This window comes from Pseudarthrobacter sp. R1 (genome assembly GCF_024494415.1).
GTDB lineage: Bacteria > Actinomycetota > Actinomycetes > Actinomycetales > Micrococcaceae > Arthrobacter.
The window spans coordinates 324,309-346,598 of sequence record NZ_JAMKFI010000009.1 but is presented as its reverse complement, the minus strand read 5'-3'; the positions used below and the strand labels follow the sequence as shown (position 1 = coordinate 346,598).

At 65.5% G+C, this 22,290-nt stretch carries 25 protein-coding genes and 1 pseudogene; 10 read left to right on the top strand and 16 right to left on the bottom strand.

Annotated features, from left to right (window positions below; genetic code table 11):
• Positions 1–92: 92 nt before the first annotated feature.
• Together M8J71_RS18860 and malQ are read right to left on the bottom strand one after the other, a co-directional pair.
• Positions 93–1,001 carry an SDR family oxidoreductase gene (locus M8J71_RS18860; protein ID WP_256249339.1) on the bottom strand — a complete coding sequence of 303 codons (909 nt, stop codon included), beginning with the start codon at positions 999–1,001 and terminating at the stop codon, positions 93–95.
• A gap of 21 nt (positions 1,002–1,022) precedes the next feature.
• Entirely contained in the window at positions 1,023–3,257 is a 2,235-nt protein-coding gene (gene malQ / locus M8J71_RS18855) for a 4-alpha-glucanotransferase (protein WP_256249338.1), read from the bottom strand.
• Between the two features lie 401 nt (positions 3,258–3,658).
• On the opposite strand from malQ, the gene M8J71_RS18850 reads away from it, so the two are divergent.
• The 3 genes and pseudogenes from M8J71_RS18850 to M8J71_RS23475 form a co-directional block, all read left to right on the top strand.
• Complete coding sequence (locus tag M8J71_RS18850) at positions 3,659–4,705, top strand: aldo/keto reductase (protein ID WP_256249337.1); 1,047 nt, start codon at positions 3,659–3,661, stop codon at positions 4,703–4,705.
• Between the two features lie 96 nt (positions 4,706–4,801).
• On the top strand, positions 4,802–5,335 hold the full coding sequence (locus M8J71_RS18845; RefSeq protein WP_256249619.1) for a DUF488 domain-containing protein: 534 nt from the start codon (positions 4,802–4,804) through the stop codon (positions 5,333–5,335).
• Between the two features lie 95 nt (positions 5,336–5,430).
• Positions 5,431–5,607 (top strand): annotated as a pseudogene (locus M8J71_RS23475) (DUF3040 domain-containing protein); the annotation flags it as partial.
• On the opposite strand, the gene M8J71_RS18835 reads toward M8J71_RS23475, so the two are convergent.
• Together M8J71_RS18835 and M8J71_RS18830 are read right to left on the bottom strand one after the other, a co-directional pair.
• Positions 5,566–6,693: a DMT family transporter gene (locus M8J71_RS18835; RefSeq protein WP_256249336.1), complete on the bottom strand. Its 1,128-nt coding sequence runs from the start codon at positions 6,691–6,693 to the stop codon at positions 5,566–5,568. The pseudogene M8J71_RS23475 and the gene M8J71_RS18835 sit on opposite strands and share 42 nt — an antisense overlap.
• The gene (locus M8J71_RS18830) at positions 6,690–7,286 is read right to left on the bottom strand and encodes a TetR/AcrR family transcriptional regulator (protein ID WP_256249335.1); all 597 of its coding nucleotides are present in this window, start codon (positions 7,284–7,286) and stop codon (positions 6,690–6,692) included. Before M8J71_RS18830 ends, M8J71_RS18835 begins: the two co-directional genes overlap by 4 nt.
• A 213-nt stretch (positions 7,287–7,499) precedes the next feature.
• Between M8J71_RS18830 and M8J71_RS18825 the strand changes: the two genes are divergently transcribed.
• Positions 7,500–8,075: an SDR family NAD(P)-dependent oxidoreductase gene (locus M8J71_RS18825; protein ID WP_256249618.1), complete on the top strand. Its 576-nt coding sequence runs from the start codon at positions 7,500–7,502 to the stop codon at positions 8,073–8,075.
• Positions 8,054–8,383 carry a hypothetical protein gene (locus M8J71_RS18820; protein WP_256249331.1) on the top strand — a complete coding sequence of 110 codons (330 nt, stop codon included), beginning with the start codon at positions 8,054–8,056 and terminating at the stop codon, positions 8,381–8,383. Before M8J71_RS18825 ends, M8J71_RS18820 begins: the two co-directional genes overlap by 22 nt.
• A gap of 73 nt (positions 8,384–8,456) precedes the next feature.
• Here M8J71_RS18820 and M8J71_RS18815 read toward each other — a convergent pair whose 3' ends face one another.
• Genes M8J71_RS18815 through M8J71_RS18805 form a run of 3 tightly spaced genes read right to left on the bottom strand, consistent with a single transcriptional unit; the run spans position 8,457 to position 10,053 of the window.
• Complete coding sequence (locus tag M8J71_RS18815) at positions 8,457–8,897, bottom strand: SRPBCC family protein (protein WP_256249330.1); 441 nt, start codon at positions 8,895–8,897, stop codon at positions 8,457–8,459.
• A 52-nt stretch (positions 8,898–8,949) separates the two neighbouring features.
• Positions 8,950–9,228: a hypothetical protein gene (locus M8J71_RS18810; protein WP_256249329.1), complete on the bottom strand. Its 279-nt coding sequence runs from the start codon at positions 9,226–9,228 to the stop codon at positions 8,950–8,952.
• Positions 9,229–9,279: 51 nt separating this feature from the next.
• Positions 9,280–10,053, bottom strand: coding sequence for an SDR family NAD(P)-dependent oxidoreductase (locus tag M8J71_RS18805; RefSeq protein ID WP_256249328.1), 774 nt, complete (start codon positions 10,051–10,053; stop codon positions 9,280–9,282).
• A gap of 207 nt (positions 10,054–10,260) precedes the next feature.
• On the opposite strand from M8J71_RS18805, the gene M8J71_RS18800 reads away from it, so the two are divergent.
• The 5 genes from M8J71_RS18800 to M8J71_RS18780 all read left to right on the top strand — a co-directional run bounded on the left by M8J71_RS18800 (position 10,261) and on the right by M8J71_RS18780 (position 14,911).
• The gene (locus M8J71_RS18800) at positions 10,261–11,598 is read left to right on the top strand and encodes an MFS transporter (RefSeq protein WP_256249327.1); all 1,338 of its coding nucleotides are present in this window, start codon (positions 10,261–10,263) and stop codon (positions 11,596–11,598) included.
• Positions 11,599–11,633: 35 nt separating this feature from the next.
• Entirely contained in the window at positions 11,634–12,542 is a 909-nt protein-coding gene (locus M8J71_RS18795; protein ID WP_256249326.1) for a transketolase, read from the top strand.
• On the top strand, positions 12,539–13,558 hold the full coding sequence (locus M8J71_RS18790; protein ID WP_256249325.1) for a transketolase family protein: 1,020 nt from the start codon (positions 12,539–12,541) through the stop codon (positions 13,556–13,558). The genes M8J71_RS18795 and M8J71_RS18790 overlap by 4 nt, the downstream gene beginning before the upstream one ends.
• A gap of 121 nt (positions 13,559–13,679) precedes the next feature.
• Entirely contained in the window at positions 13,680–14,339 is a 660-nt protein-coding gene (locus M8J71_RS18785; RefSeq protein ID WP_256249324.1) for a GntR family transcriptional regulator, read from the top strand.
• 119 nt (positions 14,340–14,458) lie between these two features.
• On the top strand, positions 14,459–14,911 hold the full coding sequence (locus M8J71_RS18780) for a DapH/DapD/GlmU-related protein (protein WP_256249323.1): 453 nt from the start codon (positions 14,459–14,461) through the stop codon (positions 14,909–14,911).
• Positions 14,912–15,002: 91 nt separating this feature from the next.
• Here M8J71_RS18780 and M8J71_RS18775 read toward each other — a convergent pair whose 3' ends face one another.
• The 9 genes from M8J71_RS18775 to M8J71_RS18735 all read right to left on the bottom strand — a co-directional run bounded on the left by M8J71_RS18775 (position 15,003) and on the right by M8J71_RS18735 (position 22,247).
• Entirely contained in the window at positions 15,003–16,064 is a 1,062-nt protein-coding gene (locus tag M8J71_RS18775) for a HoxN/HupN/NixA family nickel/cobalt transporter (protein ID WP_256249322.1), read from the bottom strand.
• Positions 16,064–16,903, bottom strand: a complete 840-nt coding sequence (locus M8J71_RS18770; protein ID WP_256249617.1) for an urease accessory protein UreD — start codon at positions 16,901–16,903, stop codon at positions 16,064–16,066. The genes M8J71_RS18775 and M8J71_RS18770 overlap by 1 nt, the downstream gene beginning before the upstream one ends.
• 149 nt (positions 16,904–17,052) lie before the next feature.
• Positions 17,053–17,670, bottom strand: coding sequence for an urease accessory protein UreG (ureG, locus tag M8J71_RS18765; RefSeq protein WP_256249321.1), 618 nt, complete (start codon positions 17,668–17,670; stop codon positions 17,053–17,055).
• A gap of 26 nt (positions 17,671–17,696) precedes the next feature.
• Complete coding sequence (locus M8J71_RS18760) at positions 17,697–18,365, bottom strand: urease accessory protein UreF (protein WP_256249320.1); 669 nt, start codon at positions 18,363–18,365, stop codon at positions 17,697–17,699.
• A gap of 144 nt (positions 18,366–18,509) precedes the next feature.
• Entirely contained in the window at positions 18,510–18,989 is a 480-nt protein-coding gene (gene ureE, locus M8J71_RS18755) for an urease accessory protein UreE (protein ID WP_256249319.1), read from the bottom strand.
• A gap of 18 nt (positions 18,990–19,007) precedes the next feature.
• Positions 19,008–20,810, bottom strand: coding sequence for an urease subunit alpha (gene ureC / locus M8J71_RS18750; protein ID WP_256249318.1), 1,803 nt, complete (start codon positions 20,808–20,810; stop codon positions 19,008–19,010).
• Entirely contained in the window at positions 20,807–21,166 is a 360-nt protein-coding gene (locus M8J71_RS18745; RefSeq protein WP_256249317.1) for an urease subunit beta, read from the bottom strand. The genes ureC and M8J71_RS18745 overlap by 4 nt, the downstream gene beginning before the upstream one ends.
• Before the next feature lie 10 nt (positions 21,167–21,176).
• Entirely contained in the window at positions 21,177–21,479 is a 303-nt protein-coding gene (locus tag M8J71_RS18740; RefSeq protein WP_256249316.1) for an urease subunit gamma, read from the bottom strand.
• A gap of 216 nt (positions 21,480–21,695) precedes the next feature.
• Positions 21,696–22,247 (bottom strand): cysteine hydrolase family protein, encoded by a 552-nt coding sequence (locus tag M8J71_RS18735; RefSeq protein WP_163161436.1) that lies wholly within the window; start codon positions 22,245–22,247, stop codon positions 21,696–21,698.
• Positions 22,248–22,290 lie beyond the last annotated feature (43 nt).

The window sequence follows — 22,290 nt, the reverse complement described above, 5'->3', positions numbered from 1 at the left end:
CTGCCGCCAATCCGAACCAGGAAGCGGCAGGTGGCCCCGCTGTTGGTGGGGTTATCGCGCCGAAATCGGGGTTGTCCCGGCGGGACGAAAGCCTAGCTTCGCACGGCGTGGCCGAGGCTGGTGATGAGCCTGCGAACGGCGTCCTCTGCAGTGGGCGGAGCCCCAAAGACCTCACTCTGGCGGGTGGTGTCAGCCACGTACCGGCCGGTCTGGAACCACGACATCATTGCTGCCAAGTCCTTGGCCATGGGGTTCACCGGCCCCAGCACGCGCCCTGCCGCCCGCAGGAGGCCGACCGGAACCGACCGGACACGCATCTCTTCGCCCGTCAGCCGTTCGGTAAGGTCAGCGAATTCCTGCAGGGAGATGGGCCTGTCCCAGCCGACATCAATGCGCTGGCCCTCCACACCCGGAGCATCCACGGCGGCGGCCAAGTACCCGGCGACGTCCGCGGTGAGCACAAACGTCAGCGGGATACCTGCCGAGCCGAACCACATGACTTTGTGTTTGCTGACCGGGTCGCCGCCGAATCGGGTCACCTGATCCAGGAATGCTCCGGGCCGCAGCGCGACAAAGGGGACGCTCAGGGCCTGGAGCCGGTCCTCCATAAGCCTTTTGTGCCAGAAATGCGGGACGCGGGGTGTCTGGTCGCAGGTCAGGATGCTGGTCAACACAAACCTGCGGACGCCGGTACGCTTCGCCGCTTCAGCGAGGTTCGAATTGCCAACCGTGTCGGTTTCCGGGGTGTCGCCTTTGCGGTGCCGGGTGTAGCCGGCGGCCGTAGTGATAACCGCATCCGCGCCGGCCATGGCGCGCAGCAGCGATTCCTGATCCATCATGTCCCCGCGGGCAATCTCAACACCCGCCGATTCCAGCCGGGAGGCATCCGAGCCGGGGCGCACCAAGGCACGCACCTGCTTTCCCCGGGTCAGCAGTTCCGTCACCACCTGGCCGCCGAGCATGCCGGTGCCGCCTACTACCAGTACTGGTCCCTCACCCATCGTGCTCTCCTGACTGTTGACTTAGCCGCGCAGGGCCTCCTCCACCGCCGCCAGCAGGGAGTTGAACCGTGCATTGGCGGGAAGATCATCCAGGAACACCGGCTTGCCGTCCGGCCCGCCAAGCGGTACCTGCCAGTTCGGATACAGTGCTTCGGTGGTGCCGGGCTGGTTCTGGACGCGGCGCTCCCCCACGGCATCCACCAGGGCAACACCAAGCAGTACCGACGGAGCCTGCGCCAGCAGCAGGTGCAGCGCCTCGATGGTCCGCTCCTCGCTGGCCCCCGGAGCCCCGGAAGCGTCATCAGGGAGGTAGCCTCGCTCGCGCACCAGGGCAAGCATCTTCTCCAAGGACGCATTGTGCTCGGCCCGCTCCTCCGCCTCGGAGCGCTCAAGGAGGCCCAGGTCGCTGCGCAGCGCCACGTGGTCACCGGCGAGGTACCCGGCGGTGGGCGGGAGGTCGTGGGTGTTCACGCTGGCGAGTGCCTGCGTGCGGTACCTCTCGGGCGCAAGGGGCGAATCGCCGTCGTACTCGAACCAAAGGATGGAAGTGCCCAGGATGCCGCGGGCGGCAAGGTAGTCACGCACCCAGGGTTCGAACGTGCCCAGGTCCTCGCCGATCACCACCGCCCCGGCGCGCTGCGCCTCCAGGGCGAGGATGCCGATCAGCGCTTCATGGTCGTAGCGCACGTAGGCGCCGTCGCCCGGGGAGTTGCCGGATGGAATCCACCAGAGCCGGAACAGGCCCAGGATGTGGTCCACACGCACGCCGCCGGCATGCCGCAGCACGGTGGCCAGCATGTTGCGGAACGGGATGTAACCCGCCTCCGCGAGCCGGGCCGGATGCCATGGCGGCTGGCCCCAGTCCTGTCCCTGCTGGTTGTACATGTCCGGCGGCGCGCCCACGCTGGTGCCGGGAGCCAGGACGTCGCGGAGCGTCCAGGCGTCGGCGCTGCTGTGGTCCACGCCCACCGCCAGGTCATGGACCACGCCGAGCCGCATCCCGGACCGAAGCGCGGCCCGCTGCGCGTTTTCGAGCTGCTCGTCGCAGATCCACTGCAGCCAGCGGTAGAACCCGATCCTGTCCGCAAGCCTTTCCCGCAGTGCCTCCGTCTGCGGTGTGCCAAGGGCACAGGCGGGGTCCGACCAGAAGGGGTCCCCGGCCGGCAGGTCCTCCCGGATCGCGGACCAGAGGGCAAAGTCGTCCAGGCCGCTGCCGGAGATGCGGCAGAATTCATCGAAGGCGGCCTGCCGGGCGGGCGAGCGGCGGGTGTGGTAGAGCATCTCCAAGGCCTGGAGCTTGGCCGCGTAGACGGAATCGCGGTCCAGCCGGGCGCCCTCCTTGTTCAGGGCAGCCACTTCCTCGTGAAGCTTTTCCACTGCGGCACGCTTGCGCGGCCTAAGGTAGGCCAGTTCGGGGATTGCCTCGATGCGGATGTACAGCGGGTTGAAGAACCGCCGGGTGGACGGTGAATACGGCGACGGCTGGACGGGCGGAACCGGCTCGGCAGCGTGCAGCGGATTAACCAAAATATAGTCTGCGCCGTGGGCCGCACTCAGCGCGCCGAGGTCGGCCAGGTCGGAGAAGTCGCCGATGCCCCAGGACCGCTTGGAACGCACGGAGTACAGCTGGGTAGCCAATCCCCAACCGCGGCGCGCTTCCAGCGGTGCGGCGGTGGTCAGCCGGGCGGGCACCACCACCAGGGTTGTGGACGCGGTGACGCCTTCGGATTCCGCGTGGAGGGTATGCCATCCCAGCGGCAGGTCCTGGGGAAGGGCGAAGGAGGCACGTCCGGTGGCAATCCCGTCCACATCCCGCGGCTGCACCCAGAGGTCCTGCTGAACGGCATCCCGTGTCCCTGCGCCGCCTTCAAGCGTGATGCTGACCTCTGCAGTGGCTCCATGCCGCAGATGGACAGGGACCTGCGCCGGCTCGCCCTGCTGGATAACGACGGCGGGAGGCAGCATGCGCCGCCACGGCGCCAGTTCCGCTTCCGCGAGTGCCGCCTCGATGAGCTGGTTGGAGTGGGCCTGCACCCCCAGGGAGGCTAAGACCTTGATCAGTGTTTCTTCGGCAACACTGTGGGGCAGCCCGTCCCAGCCCTGGAAGGAGGTTCCCACGCCATGCGCGTCCGCCAACTGCTGGAGGAGGTGCGGGTCCACGGCCCCCGTGGCAGCTTCACGGGCAGCGGAGGAAAGGCCTGGCGGATCCGCGGGCATCTGCGATTGCTGTGGGTGCTGCTGGTCTGAAGCCGTCATGCGTGTCCGCCTCGTCTGGTGTGATGTGGCCCGAACTTACAGTGCTGCTTGTTGTACCGGGCGCCTGCACCCCCGCGCACAACCGTTGGTTCAGATTATTGCAGGGCGGCGCAGAGGCGAAACCCGGAACGCCCCGTGAGAGTGGCCCAGGACTGGAAGTGGGTGCTGACCGCACCGATCCCGCCCGGGTCAAAATGTCCGCCGCGGGATGGTCAAGGCATCTCCCCACGCCTGTGCCGCCCGCGTGCTCCATAAAATGTCATACCCGCCTCCTGACGTTACTCCGCGAGTCGAAAAGAGAAGCCCTGAGGCGCGGACCCGCCGCCGCGAAGGCCGATCTGTGTAGCCTCGTGACGATCAAGGGCACGCATCGTGCCGGCAATGACCAGAGGAGACCGGAGATGAGCCCTAGCGAACTGCGGGTGTTCGGGCGATCAGGCACGCCAATCAGCCCGCTGACCCTGGGCACCATGAACTTCGGCGAGGGGGCCGGTGGAGCTCCCGGCGCGCCCACCGGAGCAGAGGAGAGCATCCGCATCATTCAGTCCGCGCTGGACTCCGGCATCACCGCGATAGACACGGCAGATGTGTACTCGCAGGGCGAATCGGAGCAAGTGGTGGGGCGTGCCCTGCGGGGCCGCCGCGACGACGTCTTCCTCGCCACCAAGTTCCACGGCCAGATGAGCCCTAATCCTGCCCATGCCGGCAATTCCCGGCGCTGGATCACCCAGGCCGTCGAGGGCAGCCTGCGCCGCCTGCAGACCGACCGGATTGACCTGTACCAGGCGCACCGGCCGGACTACAACACCGATGTCCTGGAAACCATCACCACCCTCAATGACCTGATCCGGCAGGGAAAGATCCTCTACTACGGGACCTCGGTGTTCACGCCGGCGCAGCTGGTGGAGGCGCAGTGGCTCGCCACCACCAACCATCTGATCCCGCCGCTCGGGAACCAGGTGCCGTACTCCATGCTGGTGCGCGCCAACGAACGGGACGTGTTCCCGATCGCCCAGCAGTACGGCCTCGGCGTACTGGCGTACGGCCCGTTGGCAGGCGGCTGGTTATCGGGCAGCTTTGTCCTGGAATCCGGAAAGCCGCCCACCCGCGTGCACTCACTTCCCGGCCGCTACGACATCTCCGGGCCCTCCAGCGAGCGCAAGCTGCACGCGGCGGATGCCCTGGCGCGGCTGGCGGACAAGCTGGAGCTCTCGCTGGTGGACCTCGCGGTCGGCTTCGCCCTGGCACATCCGGCCATCAGCAGCGTGATTATCGGGCCGCGCAGCGAAGATCACCTTGCGGCGTACCTGCGGGCGTCCGAAGTCAGGCTGGGCGAGTCGGTTCTGGATGCGATCGATGACGTTGTACCGCCGGGCACCAACTTCGTGGAGCGGGACGCCGGCGCCATCGTTCCGTCGCTTGAGTTCGCGGAACTCCGACGGCGTTAGGCCAGTCCCGCCGTCGTCCTGCCTCCTGCTGCGGGAGCCCCGGCTGCGGCTCCTTGCTGCGGATGCTCCTGCTGAAGAGATGCCCGCGTGCCTATCATGGCTGCCGTGGGCGTTCTTTTTACGGTGGGGCACGGGACAGCCTCCCCGGCTGACTTCGAGGAGCTGCTGAAAAGCGCCGGCATGACATCCCTCGTGGACGTCCGCATTGGGCCCGGCAGCCGCAAGCATCCCCACTTTGGCAAGGACAGCATGGCCGCTTGGCTGCCGGAAGCCGGCATCAGCTACCGGTGGGAGCAGCGACTGGGTGGTTTCCGCAAGCTTCCGCCCGAATCACCGGACACGGCCCTCCGCAACGATTCTTTCCGGGCCTACGCCGCCTACATGCGCACCCGGGAGTTGGGCGCCGCCGCGGAACGACTGGTGGAAGACGCACAGGATCAACCCACTGCCATTATGTGCAGCGAAACCCTCTGGTGGAGATGCCACCGAAGGCTCATCGCCGACCACTGCGTCCTCCTGGCCGGACTTCCCGTGGAGCATCTGATGGCCCGCTCCCGGCCCACCACGCATGTCCCGACTCAGGGGGTCAGGGTGCTGGGAAATTCACTGAGATATGACGTCATGGGATAAGCCGCCACAACCGGGCAACCCGTACCCTTGACTCAACAGGACAAGAATCCTACGGTCGATATCGATACTCCCGACTTAGATTTCAAGGGCGTCCAATGCCAATGTCCGAAGAGGAGCGGAGGCTCCTTAAGGAGCTGGAGCTCGGGCTGATCGCCGACGATCCCCACCTCGCCATGGAACTGCTGTCCGGCTACCCCTCCCGCCGGTTCAGTGCAGGCTTCTACTACGGTTCAGTTGCGGGCCTGCTCGGCCTTGTGCTCTTCATCGCCGGTCTCAGCGGCCAGGTCATCGGTGTAGCTGCCTCGGGGCTGTTCCTGATGGTTTCGGTGGCTTACCTCGCGCTGAACAAGCATCCGCTCGGGCGCCGCCGCCGTCGCGGGCAGCCCACGTAGGCCTAAGCGATTCAGCTTCTGTTGACCCTGTGGTGAGGCACGCGGGACCAGGAAGAACAGTCCCGCCAGGACGGTGGCGGCTCCGATCCAGCCCGCTGCCGGCAGCCGTTCCCCCACTACTAGGACAGCCAATGCCGCTGCCACCACAGTTTCCACCAAGGAAAGACCTGTCGCGGTGCTGGCGCGCACCCGCGCCAGGCCCCACCCGAACAGGACGTACCCGGCGAACATCGGCACGAGCGCCATGTACGCCCCGACGGTGAAGTTCGTCCAGGTCTCAAGGAGCGGGCGGCCGGTCAAAAAGAGGACAGGCATCAGCAGGACACCGCCCACCCCAAACACTGTCCCCATAGCGGCCCGGGAGGACACGCCACCGCCGATGATGCGATGGGCCGTCCACGAGTACAGCGCGTAGGTCGTCCCTGCGACCAGGCCCAGGGCTATTCCCGCCGCGCTGGCCCAGGACGCGCTGGCCCAGGACTCTGCCGCGGGGCCTGCGCCGCCGCCGTCGGGCCGGTGCCCGGCAAATGACAACAGCACGGCGCCGCCGACGGCGATCAGTGCCCCGGCCATCCACCGGCGGGTGAGCGGCTTCTGGTCAACAAGCCGCTCGATGACCGCCGCTGCCACGGGGGCGGAACCGATGGACACCACCGTTCCCACGGCCACGCCAGCAAGATGCATTGAGGTGTAAAAGGCCAGGGGATATAACGCAACCGCCAACGCCCCAAGGGCCACCAGCGACCATCGCTTCACTAGGAGTCGCCACTGCGCGCTGATGGGATGGGCCGCGTACAGGGCCTGCAGCAACCCGCCCACTCCCATCGCAACCGCACCGATGGCCAATGGGCTGACGGCCGGGGCAAAGGTGGCTGCAGTTCCTGTGGTGCCCCACAGCACCGACGCGGCGAGCACAAAAACAGCGCCCCGGAACGGACCGGACGCGAGGCCGGCTGAAACAGTCACAGCTCGTCCAACATCTGCGCGGCAATGGCTCGGCCTTCAAGGAGTCGGGCGTCCCCACCCTCGAGTCCTGCACGGACCATGGCACCTTCCAGCAGGAAGGCCAGATGGCTGGCCAGCCTCCTACGGGGTTCTTCCTGGCCCGGGAGCAGCTCCGCCAGATGCGCGGCGAGGAGGGCCTCAACTTCTTCCTTGTGCCGCCGCACCGCGAGCCGCCCTGGGCTGCCTGCCGGCAGTTCCGCGGCTGCGTTGAGCAGTCCGCACCCCCGGAATCCATGTTCGTATGCAAAGCGGGCATGATCGACGTAGGCGTCAAAGATGGCCAGCACGCGCTCCCTCGGCCCTCCCGCGAGGTCCGCGCGCTTCCGGTAGAGGCCAAGCCATTCCTCGTGCCGGTCATCCAGGTATGCGCCCACCAGGTCCGCTTTGGACGCAAAGTTGTTGTACAGACTCTTTTTTGCCACCCCCGCCGCGGCAGTGATGGCATCAATGCCCGTGGCTCCGACCCCTTGGGCGTAGAAGAGCCTTGCCGCTGCCGTCAGCAAGAGTTCGCGCGCAGACTTCCTTGGCGGCACAGACACATCAGACGGGGTCACTGGCACTCCTTGTTTCTAGGTAGGTAGACCAGTATACCTACTTCGGCAACCTCCTTCGATATTGTTCGGATGCCAGTAGGAAGGGTCCCGGCGACGGCGTAACCTGAAGGCGCTTGGGGTCTTGGTTCTGAGGTCTGGGGCTCTTGGGCTCCTGTCGAAGGAGCTATGCCTGAGGGCGGAAGGCCGGGTGCTAAGGAGGCGGCGGTGGGATCAATGGATGGGCGCCTGGCGCTGGTAACTGGCGCGACGGGCGGGCTGGGTAAAGCCATAGCTACCGGCCTGGCACGCGAGGGAGCCGCCGTCGTCGTCGTCGGACGCTCAACTGCCCGGGCGGAGTCAGCGATGGCGGACATCAGAGCGCTCGTTCCGGATGCCAGGCTCGAACCGCTGGAGTGCGACCTATCGTCCCAGTCCTCCATCCGGCGTGCGGCGTCCGAGGTCCTGTCCCGCCACGACAGGCTGGATGTGCTTGTTAACGCCGCAGGGGTCTTCCGCAAGGAACGCCACGTTACTCCGGACGGGCTGGAACTGACCTTCGCCACGAATGTGGTGGCCTACTTCCTGCTGACTAACTTGCTGCTGGACGCACTCAAGCGTGCCGCGCATGCAGGGAAGGCAAACACCGGAACCATAGGCGCGCCTGGTCCGGCTGCCTCGCCGGCACGAATCGTGAACGTTGCTTCGAGGTATGGCAACACCACGCTTAACTTCGATGATCTTCAGACAGCGAAGGGCAAGTACAGCTACCTCCGCTCCCGCCGCCCACAATGCTTGCCCGCGTCCTCCTAACGCAGGAGTTCGGCGAGCGCCTGCGCGGCACGGGCGTGGTGGCAAATGCCGTGCATCCCGGCCTCGTCAAGGACACGGCACTGCTGCAGGACGTCGGGGGCCCGTTCCGTTGGGTCACCAACACCTTCGGCGCCCCGGCCGACAAGGCGGCAGACACGGCGGTCTGGCTTGCCACCGCACCGGAATCAGCGGAGGTTTCCGGGAAGCTTTGGGCGAAGCGGAAGGAGCTTCCGACGCCGGGCATGGGCTCGGATCCCGAAGCCCGCCGGCGTTTGTGGGAGGCATGCACCCGCCTTACGGGACTGTAGTGCTCCCCTCCGGCGACTGACAGGCCCCGTTCATCGCAGGGGCACCCCTGGGTTATGCTCCGGGGCGTGTTGGTTATGCTCCGGCGCGGGAGTTGAGCGTGTCCCTGATCCCGTTCAGCGCGGGGTCTCGCAGCGACATGAAGGCCGGTTTCAGCAGCGGCTGGATGATCTTGGCCGGGCCCTTGATGCTGAACTCCGCGGTGTACTTGACCACCGAACCCGCACCATTGGAGCTCACATCGATCGAGTCGAAAGCCGTGACCGTTTTGTTCTCGCCGCGGAGCTTGATGTGGTTCTCCGTCAGCTCGATGACCTCGTATTCAAGGGTCTGGCGTTTGCCCCGGAACTCCGATTCGGCGTGGTACCTGTGCCCCAGAGCCACGGGCCCTGGGGTCAGCTTGTCCATCACCGGGGTGCTGGGGTCCCACTCGCTCGTGTTTTCGAACTCCCGCATGTAGGCAAAGGCCTGCTCGGCGGGCAACCTGGTTTCCACACTTCCGGTGACTGTGATCATCACCCCAGTGTAGGAACCGTGTGGCGGGAAGCCCACCCCTTCACAAGCCTGTCTACCAGGACCTGCTTCCTTGCCGCGGCCCTGAGAGTTGCGCGGCCGCCATTTTGAAACAGAGCTTCCCGCCAAGCTCCATGGGCCGGATCCACACCTCGTAACCCTCTGCGGCAGCATAAAGGGCCCTGCCTCCTCCTGCGTCGGCAGCCAGCCACAAGGCGGACGAATCCGCCATGGCATCGTCCACAACGCCGGCGCGCACGATCTCGAAATCCTTGCGGACCTCCACCGGTGTTCCGATCAGCCGGCTCCAGTCATGGTAGCGATACGGCTTCATCGCGTTGCCCCAATCCGCCCGTTCTCCAACCAGGCTTTGCCGCTGCTGCGTTTAGTGGAGGTGGCTTCCGCCGTTGATGTCGATGGTTGTGCCGGTGAGGTAGGCCGAGTCCTCCGAGGACAGGAAGGTGATGACGGCCGCCACTTCTTCCGTGGTGGCGTTGCGGCCCAGCGGAATTCCGGCGTTGATCGCGGCTTCCTGCTCTTCGGTGCTTCCTACGCGGATGTTGGTGTCCACGGCACCCGGGGTGATTGCGTTGACCGTCACGCCGGTGGTCCCCAGTTCGCGGGCGAGGGCCTTGGTGAACCCCAGGATGGCCGCCTTTGCTGCGGAGTACGGGACTTTCCCGAACACGCCACCGCCGCGCTGGGCCGAGACGGAGGACATGTTGACGATCCGGCCCCAGCCGTTGTCGATCATGTCCGGCAGGAACGCCTTCGTCACCAGGTAGGTGCCTGTTGCGTTGACGTCCATCACCTTGTGCCACAGCTCCAGGGTGGTTTCGAGGAACGGGACCGGGGAAGTGATACCGGCGATGTTGGCGAGGGCACCCACGGGCGGCAAAGTGCCGGCGGCCACCTCGGCCGCGACGGCTGCCTGGGCAGCGGCAACAGACGCTTCGTTGGCAACGTCCACCTCGTGACCGAAGGCGGGGACGTTGAACTCGTTGCCGATCTCGGTGGCGACCTTGGCGGACTTCTCGCCGTCGAGGTCCAAAACGACGATGCCCCAGCCTTCGCGTGCGTAGCGGCGGGCGGTGGTGATGCCGATGCCCCGGTCGGAAGTTGCTCCGGTGAGGACGGCAGTGCGCTGGATGGTGGTCATGATGCTCCCTTGGATCAATGAGTGAGTGCGTCGGTGAGACTCAGGTCAAAGTGACTGGGACCACAGTATTAGCTCTTACTGTTAACAGTCAACCTTTAAAGTTGACTGTTGACAGTGCTAATGATCTCCGTCACACTTGCTATATCATTTGTTAACAGTCGACAGCGGCGGATCCTTACTTCGGCCGCGAATCGAAAGGGAACCACCATGAGCAACGAAGCTCTCAAAATGCGGGGCCACGTCCACGGCACCAAAGACGCCAAGCGTGTCGCTGTCGGCTCCGGTGTCGGTGCCGTTATTGAGACGTACGACTTCATCGGCTTCGGCACCGCCGCAGCCCTGTACTTCGGGACGGCGTTCTTCCCCACCGGCGACCCCGTCACCGGAACGCTGGCAGCCTTTGCCACCCTCGGCGTCGGCTTCGCTGCCCGCCCCCTGGGCGGCATCATCGGCGGACACCTCGGCGACAAGGTGGGCCGGAAACCCGTCCTGGTCGCCTCCCTGATCCTCATGGGCGTGGCCACGTTCCTCATCGGCCTCTTGCCCACGTACGAGCAGGTGGGCCTGCTTGCACCCGCACTGCTGGTCTTCGTCCGGGTGGTCCAGGGCCTGGCCTTCGGTGCTGAGTGGGGCGGCGCCATCCTGATGAGTTACGAGCACGCGCCATGGAAGTCCAAGGGCAAATACACCGGCATCGTGCAGGCCGGATTCCCGGTGGGCCTCCTCCTGGCCAACCTCGTCTTCCTGGTGAGCGTCAACCTCGGCGGTGAGCTCGCCTGGCGCGTTCCCTTCCTCGCCAGCATCGTGCTCGTCGCGGTCGGGCTGATCATCCGCTCCAAGGTGCCCGAGTCCCCGGTCTTCGACGAAGTCAAGGACAGCGGCTCCATCGTCAAGAACCCCATCATCGAGGTAATCAAGACGGACTGGCGCAGCATCGTCCGGGGCATCGGCCTGCGCGTCGCCGAGACGGCCGGCTACGCCGTGTCCGTCACCTACATGATTTCCTACCTCCACACGCAGCAGCTGGCGGACAAGACCGAAACGCTGGTGGCCCTCTGCATCGCCTCGTTCATTGGCATCTTCGCCACCATGGCCTGGGCCCGCCTCACCGACCGCATCGGCCGCCGGCCCCTCTACGTCTGGTCCTGCGCCTTCGCCGCACTGTTCGGCATTCCCATGTTCCTGCTGGTGAATACCGGACTGTTCATCTTCGTCATTGCCACCATCGTCATCTCCTACGCTGTCTGCCAGAACTCGCTGGCCGGTGCGCAGGGCCCCTGGTTCCCGGAGCTGTTCCAGGCAAAGACCCGCTCCTCCGGCGCCTCCCTGGCCTACCAGATCTCCGCGATGGTCTCCGGATTCACCCCCTTCGTCACCACCCTGCTGTTCGTGGCCCTGGGCTGGATGGGCCCGGCCCTCCTCTTCAGCTTCTACGCAGCCATCGGCCTCTGGGCAGCAATCGTCACCCGGGAAACCTGGGGCAAGCGGGAGCGCGAGCTGGCTGACGAGGCCACCAAAAGCACCCCCAACACAGTGAGCGTCTAATGACCACCACGCACGAAACAACCACGGAGCAAGCAATGGCAACAGATACTGTCCAGTCCCCGGCCGCCGAAAGGCAGGTGGCCACCGACGCTGCAAGGGACCGCATTGCGGGAATCAGCGCGGCCGCCTACCGGATCCGGCACCACGCCCTGAACATGGGCGAGGTCCAGGGCCAGGGCTACGTGGGCCAGGCACTGGTCGCTGCGGACATGCTGGCCACGGTGTACGGCGACCAGCTGCGCTTCAAGGCCGAGGATCCGCACTGGGAGGCAAGGGACAGGTTCCTGCTCTCCACCGGCCACTACGCCATTGGCCACTACGCCGCCCTCGCCGAAGCCGGGATTGTCCCGGTGGAAGAACTGGAAACCTACGGCTCGGATGATTCGCGGCTGCCGATGTCCGGGATGTCCACCTACACACCCGGCATGGAAATCTCCGGCGGCTCCCTGGGCCACGGCCTGACCATCGCGGTGGGCATGGCGCTGGGACTGCGCTACCAGGGCTCGGCATCGAGGGTGTTCAACTTCCTCTCCGACGGCGAGCTGGACGAAGGCTCTACGTGGGAGGCGGCTATGGGCGCCCACCATCACCAGCTGGGCAACCTGACCGCGATGGTGGACATCAACGCCCTGCAGGCCGACGGCAAGACCGACACCGTGCTGCGCACCGAGCCGGTCACGGAAAAGTGGGAATCCTTCGGCTGGTACACGCAGCGGGTGGACGGGAACGACGTCGCCGCCCTGCTGGAAGCGTTCGACAACGCAGCGGCCCAGGCCGCTGCCGTCGGACGCCCCTCCGTCATCCTCTGCGACACCAAGGTAGGCCGGGGCGTACCCCTGCTGGAGAACCGCGAAAAGGCGCACTTCATGCGCATCGAAGAACACGAATGGCAGTCCTGCCGCGAGCAGCTCACCGCCGGTTACGAAGGAAAGGCTTCAGCATGAGCACCACAACCGAGGCCCCCGATACAACAACAGCCGCAAAGCCCAAGCTGAAGACCTCGGCCATGATCGCGTCTTTCGCCGATGCGGGCCAGAAGACCTCCTCGGCACCCTTCGGGCACGCGCTGGTGAAGGCCGCGCAGGAGAACGGCAAAATTGTTGGCCTCACCGCGGACCTGGGCAAGTACACAGACATGCACATCTTCGCCAAGGCCTTCCCGGAACGGTTCTTCCAGATGGGGATGGCCGAGCAGCTGCTCTTCGGCGCAGCAGCCGGCCTGGCCGAAACCGGACTGGTGCCATTCGCATCCACCTACTCCGTGTTCGCCGCCCGCCGCGCCTACGACTTCCTCTGCCTCGACGCCGCTGAGCCCAACCTGAACGTGAACATCGTGGGCGGCCTGCCCGGCCTGACCACCGGCTATGGCCCCAGCCATCAGGCCACCGAGGACATGGCGATTTTCCGCGGCATGCCCAACCTGACCATCGTGGACCCCTGCGACTCGATCGACATCGAGCAGGCAGTCCCGCAGCTGGCAGCAAGTGACGGGCCAACCTACCTGCGCCTGCTGCGCGGCAACGTCCCCACAGTCCTGGACGAGTACGGCTACACCTTCGAACTCGGCAAGGCCAAGGTCCTGCGCGGCGGCAACGACGTCGTGTTTATCTCCTCCGGCCTGATGACCATGCGCGCCCTCCAGGCAGCCAAGGCCCTCGCCGCACACAACGTGGACGTCGCCGTCGTCCACACCCCCACCATCAAACCTTTCGACGCCGAAACCGTCCTCGCCGAGATCAACACCGACCGCCTGGCCGTGACGCTGGAGAACCACTCCGTGGTGGGCGGCCTGTTCGAAACGGTGGCGTCCGCCGTCGTCACCGCCGGTGTTGGCAAGCGCGTGGTCCCGGTGGCACTGCCGGACCAGTTCCTGGATGCCGGGGCACTGCCCACCCTCCACGACCGCTACGGCCTTGCGGTGGACCGCATCGTGGCAAAGGTGCTCGCGGAGCTCGGCTAGCGCGGCTCCGGCGAATGCGGAAAGCACGGTACCGGTCCTGCCCGGTGCCGTGCTTTCTGCCGTATTATCGAAATTACGACCGACTGTAAACAGTCGACTTACAACATCGAGGACAGACGCCATGGCCGGACTGACAGCCCCGTTGCTGGGACTGCAAAAGAAGAGCCTGCGTGAGCAGGCGCTCTCAGCGCTGAGGACCGCCATCACCAGCGGTGAACTCGCACCCGGGCGGCATCTGGTGGAGACAGAACTTTCCGAGATGCTGCAGATCAGCCGGGGAACGCTCCGCGAGGCTCTGCGCCAGCTTGAACAGGAGGGGCTGTTGTCCGCAGGCCCCCGCGGCAGGCTGTCAGTCCGGCACCTGGACGAAAAGGAAATCCGGGACATCTTCGCTGTACGTGCAGCCCTCGAATCCTTGGCTGCGCGCACCCTCTGCGAACTCCCGGACCGAGCCCACGCTATCCAGTCGCTGCGTCAGACCATTGATGTCATGGAAGCAGCCCAGGATTTGTCCCTGGAAGAGCGGATTGAATCCGACATGGAATTCCACCGCACTCTTTGCCGCTTGACCGGCAATGAAACCCTGCTCCACTCCTGGGAGTCCCTCGAAGGGTCAATCCGGATGTCCATCATGTTCGGCGGCCTGGAAAAGGGCGTCAAGAATATGAGCGTTGACCGGCATCGTGACATCGTGGCGGCCATTGAAACAGGCGACGCATCACTCGCCCGGAAGACCATCCGCGCACACATGGACACCGCCGCAGCCAACCTCGTGGCCTAAGGGCGCAGGCTTCACAGGCTGCCTGCCGTTCTCGTCCCGGTTCCCGGGAATCCCTTTGAGTTCCGAACCGTTAACTGAATGTGCGGCTGAAAAGGCTGCCACCGTTAACGAGGGATTGAATGAACGCGAAGTTTGTATCAGTTGAAGACGACGCCGGGAAGGTCACCCGCTACGCCCGCCACGCCAATGGCGGCGGCCTCGTCGCTCCCGGTGCCACAGCGGCCGAAAGCTCACGCATCGGCCCGATGACCTACGTGGAGTACGGCGCCCGGATCGGCTCGGGTTGCAGGATCGGCCACGGCAGCTGGATCGATCGCGATGCCACCATCGGTGACCGGGCCGTCATCGGCGACGGTGTGCGGATAGGCCGGGGCGCTGTGATCGGAAACCGGGTGCACATCGGCAGCCATTCACGCATTGGCTCCAGCGTCCTCATCGAGCACGGGGTGCACCTGCACGCGGACAGCAGGGTTCCCGACGGCGGGCAGGTGCTGTTGGGCTCGAGGGCAGGTGTTCCGGACCAGGCGAAGAACCGCGGGCACCGGAAGGGCAGGGGCCGGATGGCGGCCTGAGCCGCCCGGCCGCTGTGGTGCCTGGCTGACCCGATCCTGCCCAGCACCGCGCGCGCTGAATGCCCATAAGGCGGCCCCTGCGCCGCCTTTCTTAGTGCCGCGGGCCGTCCACCCGCACTTTCAAGGCAGCCACACCCCAGACCGCCAGCAGCAGCGCCACCAGGAGCAGGCCGGCGTCGCCCAGGTCTACCGATCCCAGCCACACGGTCAGGGGGTCATCCAGCGCGAAGGCGGCGTTGACGAAGCCGCCCAGCGTGATCACCGCGATGAACAGCGCGGAGGCCGCCGAGATACCGGTCACCAGGGCGTTGAAGCCCAGTTTCCGCTGCGGGTCATCAAGCGCCGAGCGGTACATCCGCATCATGGCCATCCCGTTCAGGGAGTCGCACAGGGTCATGGCAGCGGTGAACGCCAGCGGCAGCGCCAGCAGGGCGATGGGCGGCACCCCGGCCAGCGACGCCGCCGTCGTCATCATCAGCAGCCCGATGGTGGTGGCGGTGTCAAAGCCCAGCCCGAACAGGAAGCCAATGACGTAGATGTTCCGGGGCCGCCGGACCCTGGCCAGTGGCCGGGCCAGCAGCCGCGCCACCAGTCCCGTGGGTTGGAGATCCTGGGGATCAATCGCCGCGCCGGACCGGGCCCTGCGGTAGGCCTGCGCAGAGCGTGCGAAGGCCGACCCGTTGAAGAGGCCCATGGCCAGCAGGAAAAGGCCGGAAACGCCGCCGCCGATCAGTCCGAGCACCAGGTTGCCGGCCGATCCGTCCTGCATGAATCCGCCAATGGCGGTGGCGCCGGCAATAACCAGCACACCGGCCAGGGTCACCACGGAGCTGTGTCCGAGGCTGAAGGCGAACCCGACGCTGACCGGATCCTGGCGGCCCGCCACGAACTTGCGGGTGGAGTTGTCGATGGCCGCCAGGTGGTCCCAGTCGTAGCTGTGCTTCACGCCCGCGAGATAGGCCGTCAGGACCAGGCCCCCGGTGAGGGCCTGGGCACCGGCTCCCCCTGCGTTGCCTGCTCCGCCGGCGAGCAGCAGTACGACGGCGGCGGCGTGCAGGGCGGCCACCGCACCGAACATCCACAGCAGGCGGGTCCGCAGCGGCAAGGCATCCCGCCCGCGGTACAGGGCGGTGAGGTTGGTAACGGCTGTCATCAGTGCTTCCGTAGGTTCAGTGGTTCCTGCCCATGCCACCGCTCCCGGAGGAGGGAGGTGCAGGCACCAAGGAGGAGGTTTACTTCACCAGTGCTGTTCGACAGTGAGCGCAGGACCAGCCCGGTGGTCCCTGCGATGCTGTGGGTCAGCGAGATTCCGGTCGTGGCATCGCGCGCCGACGTGATGCTGTGCAGCTCGGCGGCGAGCGCCTGGTCCACCCGGGCGTCCACCACGATCAGCGAGCCTAGGTGGCTGAAGCCCTCCATGAACCCCATCCCGGTAACATCCCCCGACGGCGGCCGGATGAGCAGGTTGTCCAGCGCCAGGAGTTCGGACGTCCCGCCGTCGCCGCCGGTTTCCACCCGAATCTCGTTGCGCAGCCGGATTTCCTCGTATCGGAAGGCGGCCCCGTCCGGCGACCAGCCAGGGGTCACCACTTCCGCCATGACCAGCGAGGACGACGGCCGGAGAGTCACGTGCGTCCGTTGCCGGTAGCTGGCCTCCCGGTAGGCGATGAGCTGGTCAGGCATCAGCTCCAGCCGGGCCCCTTCCCCCAGCCGAACAGCCATCCGCTGCTCAGCAAAAGACCCGGGAGTCCGGTACACCTTCGTAGCCGACTGCGTGGTCAACAACAGATCAGCGCCGTCCCCAACTTCCACGTCCAGCACAAAGAGATCCGCCCCAAGATAAGCCCCGCCAGGATTAACAACGACGTAGCAAACCTGACCGGAGTCATCAAGATAGTGCGGCCGCAAAACTCGAAGAGCACCCTCGTGAAACTGCCGGGACGCAATGGAACGCTCCCCACGCACGGCGACCCGAAGCTCCAGCCTGCCCATCTCGCGCCGGGTGTCCGGGCTGGGTCCGGCGGCTTCGCCGGATTTGGGGCCGTGCCCGCTTCGCGGTGCCCACCACGCCGCGGCCCCCAAATCCGGCCTCGCCGCCTCTGTGGTCGCCTCACCTTCCGGCGCCATTTGGGAAACCGTCGTCATCGAGCCAGGTCAAGCATCAGAACGTCGTGACGGATCCAATCGATGACGGCTTCGAGCCCTTCGTCGGTTTTAAGGTTCGTGAAGCAGAAGGGCTTTGCACCGCGGAACTCCTTGGAATCCCGTTCCATCACGGCGAGATCCGCTCCAACGTGGGGGGCGAGGTCGGTTTTGTTGATGATGAAGAGGTCGGACTTGATCATGCCCTGGCCTGCTTTGCGGGGGATTTTCTCGCCTTGGGCTACGTCGATGATGTAGATGGAGAAGTCTACGAGTTCGGGGCTAAAGGTGGCGGAGAGGTTGTCGCCGCCGGATTCGACGAAGATGACCTGCAGGTCCGGGTGCCGGGCTTTGAGTTCCTCGATGGCGGCGGTGTTCATGGAGGTGTCTTCGCGGATGGCGGTGTGCGGGCAGCCGCCGGTTTCGACGCCGATGATCCGGTCCACGGGGAGGATGCCGTTGGCGGCCAGGATTTTGGCGTCCTCGATGGTGTAGATGTCGTTGGTGATGGCAGCCATGGAGATTTCGCCGCTCATGTGCCGGGTGAGCCGCTCCACCAGCTGGGTTTTGCCGGCGCCGACCGGTCCGCCGATGCCGATTTTGATGGGTTCAGTCATTCTGTCCTCCTGGGTAAAAAGCGCAGCTAGCTCATGAACATCCGGGCACGTTGGTGCTCGTGCCGCATTTGTGAAATTTCCAGTCCGGGAGTGACGGCCCCGAAGTCGTCCAGCGTCAGGTGGGAGACCCGTTCGACGGCGGCAGCAACCTCGTCGGCCGCTTGCCGGAGCAGCCGCTGGCCCGCGTTCTGGCCCAGCGGGATGGCGCGGACCGCGTTCTGCGTCAGGGACGTGGCCGCGGCGAAAAGGTAGGCGGCGAGCGCCGCCGGCAGCGGCACGTTCAGTGAGCGGGCGACGACGGCGAAAGCGAGCGGCTGATGCCCGCCGGCGAGGCCGCCACTCACCAGGTCCCGGTACAGTCCCAGCTCAACCGAGGGAAAGACCTCGCCCCCAATCTCCAGCAACCGCAGCCCCATCTTAACGCTGGCCTCCCGAACCTCCCGAGGCAGCAGCGAAGCAGACAAAAGAGCATCGAGCTCCCCAAGACCAACCCCCTCATAAAAGAGCCGAATGGCCAACCCATCGGAGTAAGAAAGCGACTGCGAAACAAAAGCAGAGAGCCAAACCCCAAAAGACCCCTCATCAAGAACGAGCCCCCGGTCGATGTACGTCTCAAAGCCAAGAGAGTGCGCAAACGCCCCAGTAGGCAAAGCGGAGTCCACCAATTGCTGCAGAGCAAGCTGATAACTGCTCACTGCAGGCGCACCAAAGGTGAGAAGAGCAAGCGACGCGAGGGATATGGGGCCGCGGCGTGGCGGGCACCGCGGAGCGGGCACGGCCCCATATCCCTCGCGGCGTCCCAAGCCCGCGCACCAATTGAAGCGCGCAGCGCGGGAGAGTCAGTGCGAGTGCTCAGCATGGCGGAAAGGCGCAGGCATAACGCGTTCCTGGCGGGAGTAAGGCACACCCATATGGACGAGGTAGTCCTCGACGGTGTGGTCGTAGGCGCACACCATGACGTCGGCCCCATACTCCGAAGCAGGGTCGAAGAACTGTGCCGGCAGGTGCCGGTTGCCCAGGGAATGGGCCACGACGCCCATCTCGTGGACGGTCCGGGGCGCGATTACCAGGACGTCGGTGGGGAGCACGGATACAACGATCATGTTGGAGGCGGCCAGGTGCAGGATGTCGCCGTCGCGCAAGTCGCCCGACCCGGACGGCAGCCGGATGCCGATCTCCTTGCCGTGGTCGGTGGTGGCGCGCTGGATGCGTTTGACCAGTTGGGCGCTGGGCAGCACCACTTTCTCCTGGTGCAGGTTGGCGTAGGCGTGCGGATCCGGCAGTTCGTGCAGGTTGCCGAGGACTTTTTCGATGATCACGTCGGGCTCCAGTGGAAGTTAGAAGAGGAAGTAGCGCTGGGCCATGGGCAGGACGTCGGACGGCTCGCAGGTGACGTCTTCGCCGTCGACCTTTACTTGGTACGTTTCGGGGTCCACCTGGATGTCCGGGGTGGCGTCGTTGTATTTCAGGTCTGCCTTGGTCAGGGTCCGGATTCCAGAGACGGGCCGGATGATCTTCTCCAGGCCCAGTTCGTGGGGGACACCGGCGTCGATCGCTGCCTGGGACAGGAACGTGATGGAGGACTGCTGAAGGGCCTTCCCGAACGTGGCGAACATTGGGCGCATGGTGCGCGGCTGCGGGGTGGGAATGGAGGCGTTGGCATCCCCCATCAATGCATAGGCGATTTGGCCGCCCTTAAGCACCAGCTCCGGCTTGACGCCGAAGAAGGCCGGGTCCCACAACACGAGGTCTGCGAACTTGCCCACCTCCACGGAGCCCACCGAGTCCGCAATCCCCTGTGCGATCGCGGGGTTGATGGTGTATTTGGCCACGTAGCGCTTGAGGCGGAAGTTGTCGCTGCCCGGACCCAAACCCGACGAGGAGCCGTGGGCACCGGCAGCGGCGTCCCCCCGTGGGTCCATTAGCACGCCGCGCTGCTTCTTCATCTTGTCCGCCACCTGCCAGGTACGGGTGATTACCTCGCCCACCCGGCCCATCGCCTGGGAGTCGGAGGAGGTGATGGCGAAGATGCCGAGGTCCTGCAGCACGTCCTCGGCTGCGATCGTTTCCGCCCGGATGCGCGAGTCAGCGAACGCGACGTCTTCGGGGATGTCGGGGTTGAGGTGGTGGCACACCATCAACATGTCCAGGTGCTCTTCGATGGTGTTGAGCGTGTAGGGCAGCGTGGGGTTGGTGGAGGCGGGCAGGACGTTGGGCATCCCGGCGATCTTGATGATGTCCGGGGCATGCCCGCCGCCGGCGCCCTCGGTGTGGAAAGTGTGAATAACGCGGCCGTTGATGGCGCGGATGGTGTCCTCCACGAAGCCGCACTCGTTCAGGGTGTCTGTGTGGATGGCAACCTGGACGTCGTATTCGTCGGCGACGGTCAGGGATGTGTCGATGGACGAGGTGGTGGACCCCCAGTCCTCGTGAACCTTCAGTCCGATGGCACCGGCGCGGATCTGCTCAGCCAGGGGTTCGACGGCGGACGCATGGCCCTTGCCGAACAGCCCGATGTTCATGGGGAAGCCCTCGGCAGCCTGCAGCATTCGCTGGATGTGCCACTTTCCGGGCGTCACCGTGGTGGCCTTGGTGCCTTCGGCCGGGCCGGTGCCGCCGCCGATCATGGTGGTGATGCCGCTGGTCAGCGCCGCGGGGATCTGGTCCGGGGAGATGAAGTGGATGTGGGTGTCCACTCCGCCGGCGGTGAGGATCTTGCGCTCGCCGGCGATGATTTCCGTGCTCGCCCCGATCACGATGTCCACGCCGTCGGTGATCTGCGGGTTGCCGGCCTTGCCGATTTTGAAGATGTGTCCGTCCCTGATGGCCACATCGGCCTTGTAGATGCCTGTGTAGTCAAGGATTACGGCGTTGGTGATGACGGTGTCCGGCACTCCGCCGCCGGAACCAACACTGCCGGAACCAACGCTGCCGGAACCAACACCGTCCCGTGTCACCTGGCCGTTCTGGCCCATGCCGTCCCGGATCACTTTGCCGCCGCCGAACACCACCTCCTCGCCATAGACGGTGAGGTCATTCTCGATCTCGAGGAACAAGTCGGTATCAGCCAGGCGGATGGCGTCACCCGCCGTCGGGCCGTACAGGTCGGCGTACTGCCGGCGGGGAATCTCGAAACTCACTTGCCGCCTTCCTTCTTTTCGGACCGTGCGCCTGCGGACCCCGTTACCGCTGTCAGTGGACCGTTGACGGCGTTGCCCAGCCCGTACACTTCGCGGGCGCCGGCCAGTTCGATCAGCCGCACGTTCCGGGAGTCCCCTGGCTCGAACCGCGCCGCGGTGCCGGCGGGAATGTCCAGCCGCCGGCCGTAGGCGGCGTCACGGTCGAACATCAGGGCCGCGTTCGCTTCGGCGAAGTGGAAGTGCGACCCCACCTGCACGGGCCTGTCACCGGTGTTAACCACGACGGCGTCGATCGCCTCCCGCCCGGCGTTCGCCATCACCGGCTCCGGCCTGAGGACGTACTCTCCTGGAATCATGGCCTGCCCTTCAGCGAATGGGATCGTGGACGGTGACGAGCTTGGTGCCGTCCGGAAAGGTTGCCTCAATCTGCACGTCGTGGATCATCTCGGGCACTCCTTCCATCACGTCTTCCCGGCGCAGCAGCGTGGTGCCGTAGCTCATGAGGTCAGCCACTGTGCGGCCGTCCCGTGCGCCCTCGATCAGCTCGTAGCTGATGATGGCCACGGCTTCGGGGTAGTTGAGCTTGAGTCCGCGGGCCTGGCGCCGCCGGGCAAGGTCGGCGGCCACCACGATCATGAGCTTTTCCTGCTCACGTGGCATCAGATGCATGAGGGTCCCTTCGGCGGCCAGCGGACGGCGTGGGACCCACAGTAGGGGGCGGAGGTTTCCGCCACGTTTCAGGTTTGTTATGCGCGGCTCTCACCCGCTGTATCGAGCGCAGGTCTCCCACAACGCGCTGAATCTCCCCACGTTCCAACGCCGGAAAGGCGATGACGACGGCGGGTCTCCGGGACACGCCGTCGTCCGTCCTTAAAGGTGGGGAGATCAGCGGCTGAGCCGGGCCAGGATCTCGTCCGTGGACTGGACCGGCTGGCGGTAACTGGTGGAGAGGATGCGCAGCATGTCCTTTGCGTCCTGGTTGTCTTCCGAGGCCATCGCGTCCTTGGCGTACGTGACCCGAATGTTGTGCGCGAACGCATCGGCGCCGGTCTGGGCGATGCAGTTGTGGGTGGAGACTCCGGCAAGCACCACCTCGTTGGCGCCCCAGTTGCGCAGCCGCGACAGCAGGTTGGTGCCAACGAAGGCGCTGTCACGCGTCTTGTTCAACTGGGGCAGGCCGTCGATGGCAAGGCCCGGCACGGCGCGGGTCTGCTCACTGCCGCGGAAAATGAAGCCCTGATCATCGTCAAGCATGTTCAGGGTCCAGGTGGATTTGTCCCGCTCGTGCTCGGTTCCCACCATCAACGCCTTGTGTCCGCTTGCCTTGAACGCTTCGAGCAACCTGTTGCAGGAGGCGACCAGTTGTTCCTGTTGCGCCGCCAGTTCCGGCGCCTCAAAGTACGCGTTCTGCATGTCGATGACAAGAAGTGCAATCATGTGGCACCTTTCCCTCGTTGAGCTCTGCGGGAAAGGTACCCTG

What these genes read in the sequence shown, in the direction of transcription:
- M8J71_RS18795 (WP_256249326.1), top strand. Translation starts at nt 11,634, where the DNA reads ATGGCAACAGATACTGTCCAGTCCCCGGCCGCCGAAAGGCAGGTGGCC.
- M8J71_RS18780 (WP_256249323.1), top strand. Translation starts at nt 14,459, where the DNA reads ATGAACGCGAAGTTTGTATCAGTTGAAGACGACGCCGGGAAGGTCACC.
- M8J71_RS18790 (WP_256249325.1), top strand. Translation starts at nt 12,539, where the DNA reads ATGAGCACCACAACCGAGGCCCCCGATACAACAACAGCCGCAAAGCCC.
- M8J71_RS18815 (WP_256249330.1), bottom strand. Translation starts at nt 8,897, where the DNA reads ATGATCACAGTCACCGGAAGTGTGGAAACCAGGTTGCCCGCCGAGCAG.
- malQ (WP_256249338.1), bottom strand. Translation starts at nt 3,257, where the DNA reads ATGACGGCTTCAGACCAGCAGCACCCACAGCAATCGCAGATGCCCGCG.
- ureG (WP_256249321.1), bottom strand. Translation starts at nt 17,670, where the DNA reads ATGACTGAACCCATCAAAATCGGCATCGGCGGACCGGTCGGCGCCGGC.
- M8J71_RS18845 (WP_256249619.1), top strand. Translation starts at nt 4,802, where the DNA reads ATGGCTGCCGTGGGCGTTCTTTTTACGGTGGGGCACGGGACAGCCTCC.
- M8J71_RS18735 (WP_163161436.1), bottom strand. Translation starts at nt 22,247, where the DNA reads ATGATTGCACTTCTTGTCATCGACATGCAGAACGCGTACTTTGAGGCG.
- M8J71_RS18860 (WP_256249339.1), bottom strand. Translation starts at nt 1,001, where the DNA reads ATGGGTGAGGGACCAGTACTGGTAGTAGGCGGCACCGGCATGCTCGGC.
- M8J71_RS18800 (WP_256249327.1), top strand. Translation starts at nt 10,261, where the DNA reads ATGAGCAACGAAGCTCTCAAAATGCGGGGCCACGTCCACGGCACCAAA.
- M8J71_RS18820 (WP_256249331.1), top strand. Translation starts at nt 8,054, where the DNA reads ATGCTTGCCCGCGTCCTCCTAACGCAGGAGTTCGGCGAGCGCCTGCGC.
- M8J71_RS18785 (WP_256249324.1), top strand. Translation starts at nt 13,680, where the DNA reads ATGGCCGGACTGACAGCCCCGTTGCTGGGACTGCAAAAGAAGAGCCTG.
- M8J71_RS18745 (WP_256249317.1), bottom strand. Translation starts at nt 21,166, where the DNA reads ATGATTCCAGGAGAGTACGTCCTCAGGCCGGAGCCGGTGATGGCGAAC.
- M8J71_RS18740 (WP_256249316.1), bottom strand. Translation starts at nt 21,479, where the DNA reads ATGCATCTGATGCCACGTGAGCAGGAAAAGCTCATGATCGTGGTGGCC.
- M8J71_RS18775 (WP_256249322.1), bottom strand. Translation starts at nt 16,064, where the DNA reads ATGACAGCCGTTACCAACCTCACCGCCCTGTACCGCGGGCGGGATGCC.
- M8J71_RS18810 (WP_256249329.1), bottom strand. Translation starts at nt 9,228, where the DNA reads ATGAAGCCGTATCGCTACCATGACTGGAGCCGGCTGATCGGAACACCG.
- M8J71_RS18770 (WP_256249617.1), bottom strand. Translation starts at nt 16,903, where the DNA reads ATGGGCAGGCTGGAGCTTCGGGTCGCCGTGCGTGGGGAGCGTTCCATT.
- M8J71_RS18850 (WP_256249337.1), top strand. Translation starts at nt 3,659, where the DNA reads ATGAGCCCTAGCGAACTGCGGGTGTTCGGGCGATCAGGCACGCCAATC.
- M8J71_RS18825 (WP_256249618.1), top strand. Translation starts at nt 7,500, where the DNA reads ATGGATGGGCGCCTGGCGCTGGTAACTGGCGCGACGGGCGGGCTGGGT.
- M8J71_RS18805 (WP_256249328.1), bottom strand. Translation starts at nt 10,053, where the DNA reads ATGACCACCATCCAGCGCACTGCCGTCCTCACCGGAGCAACTTCCGAC.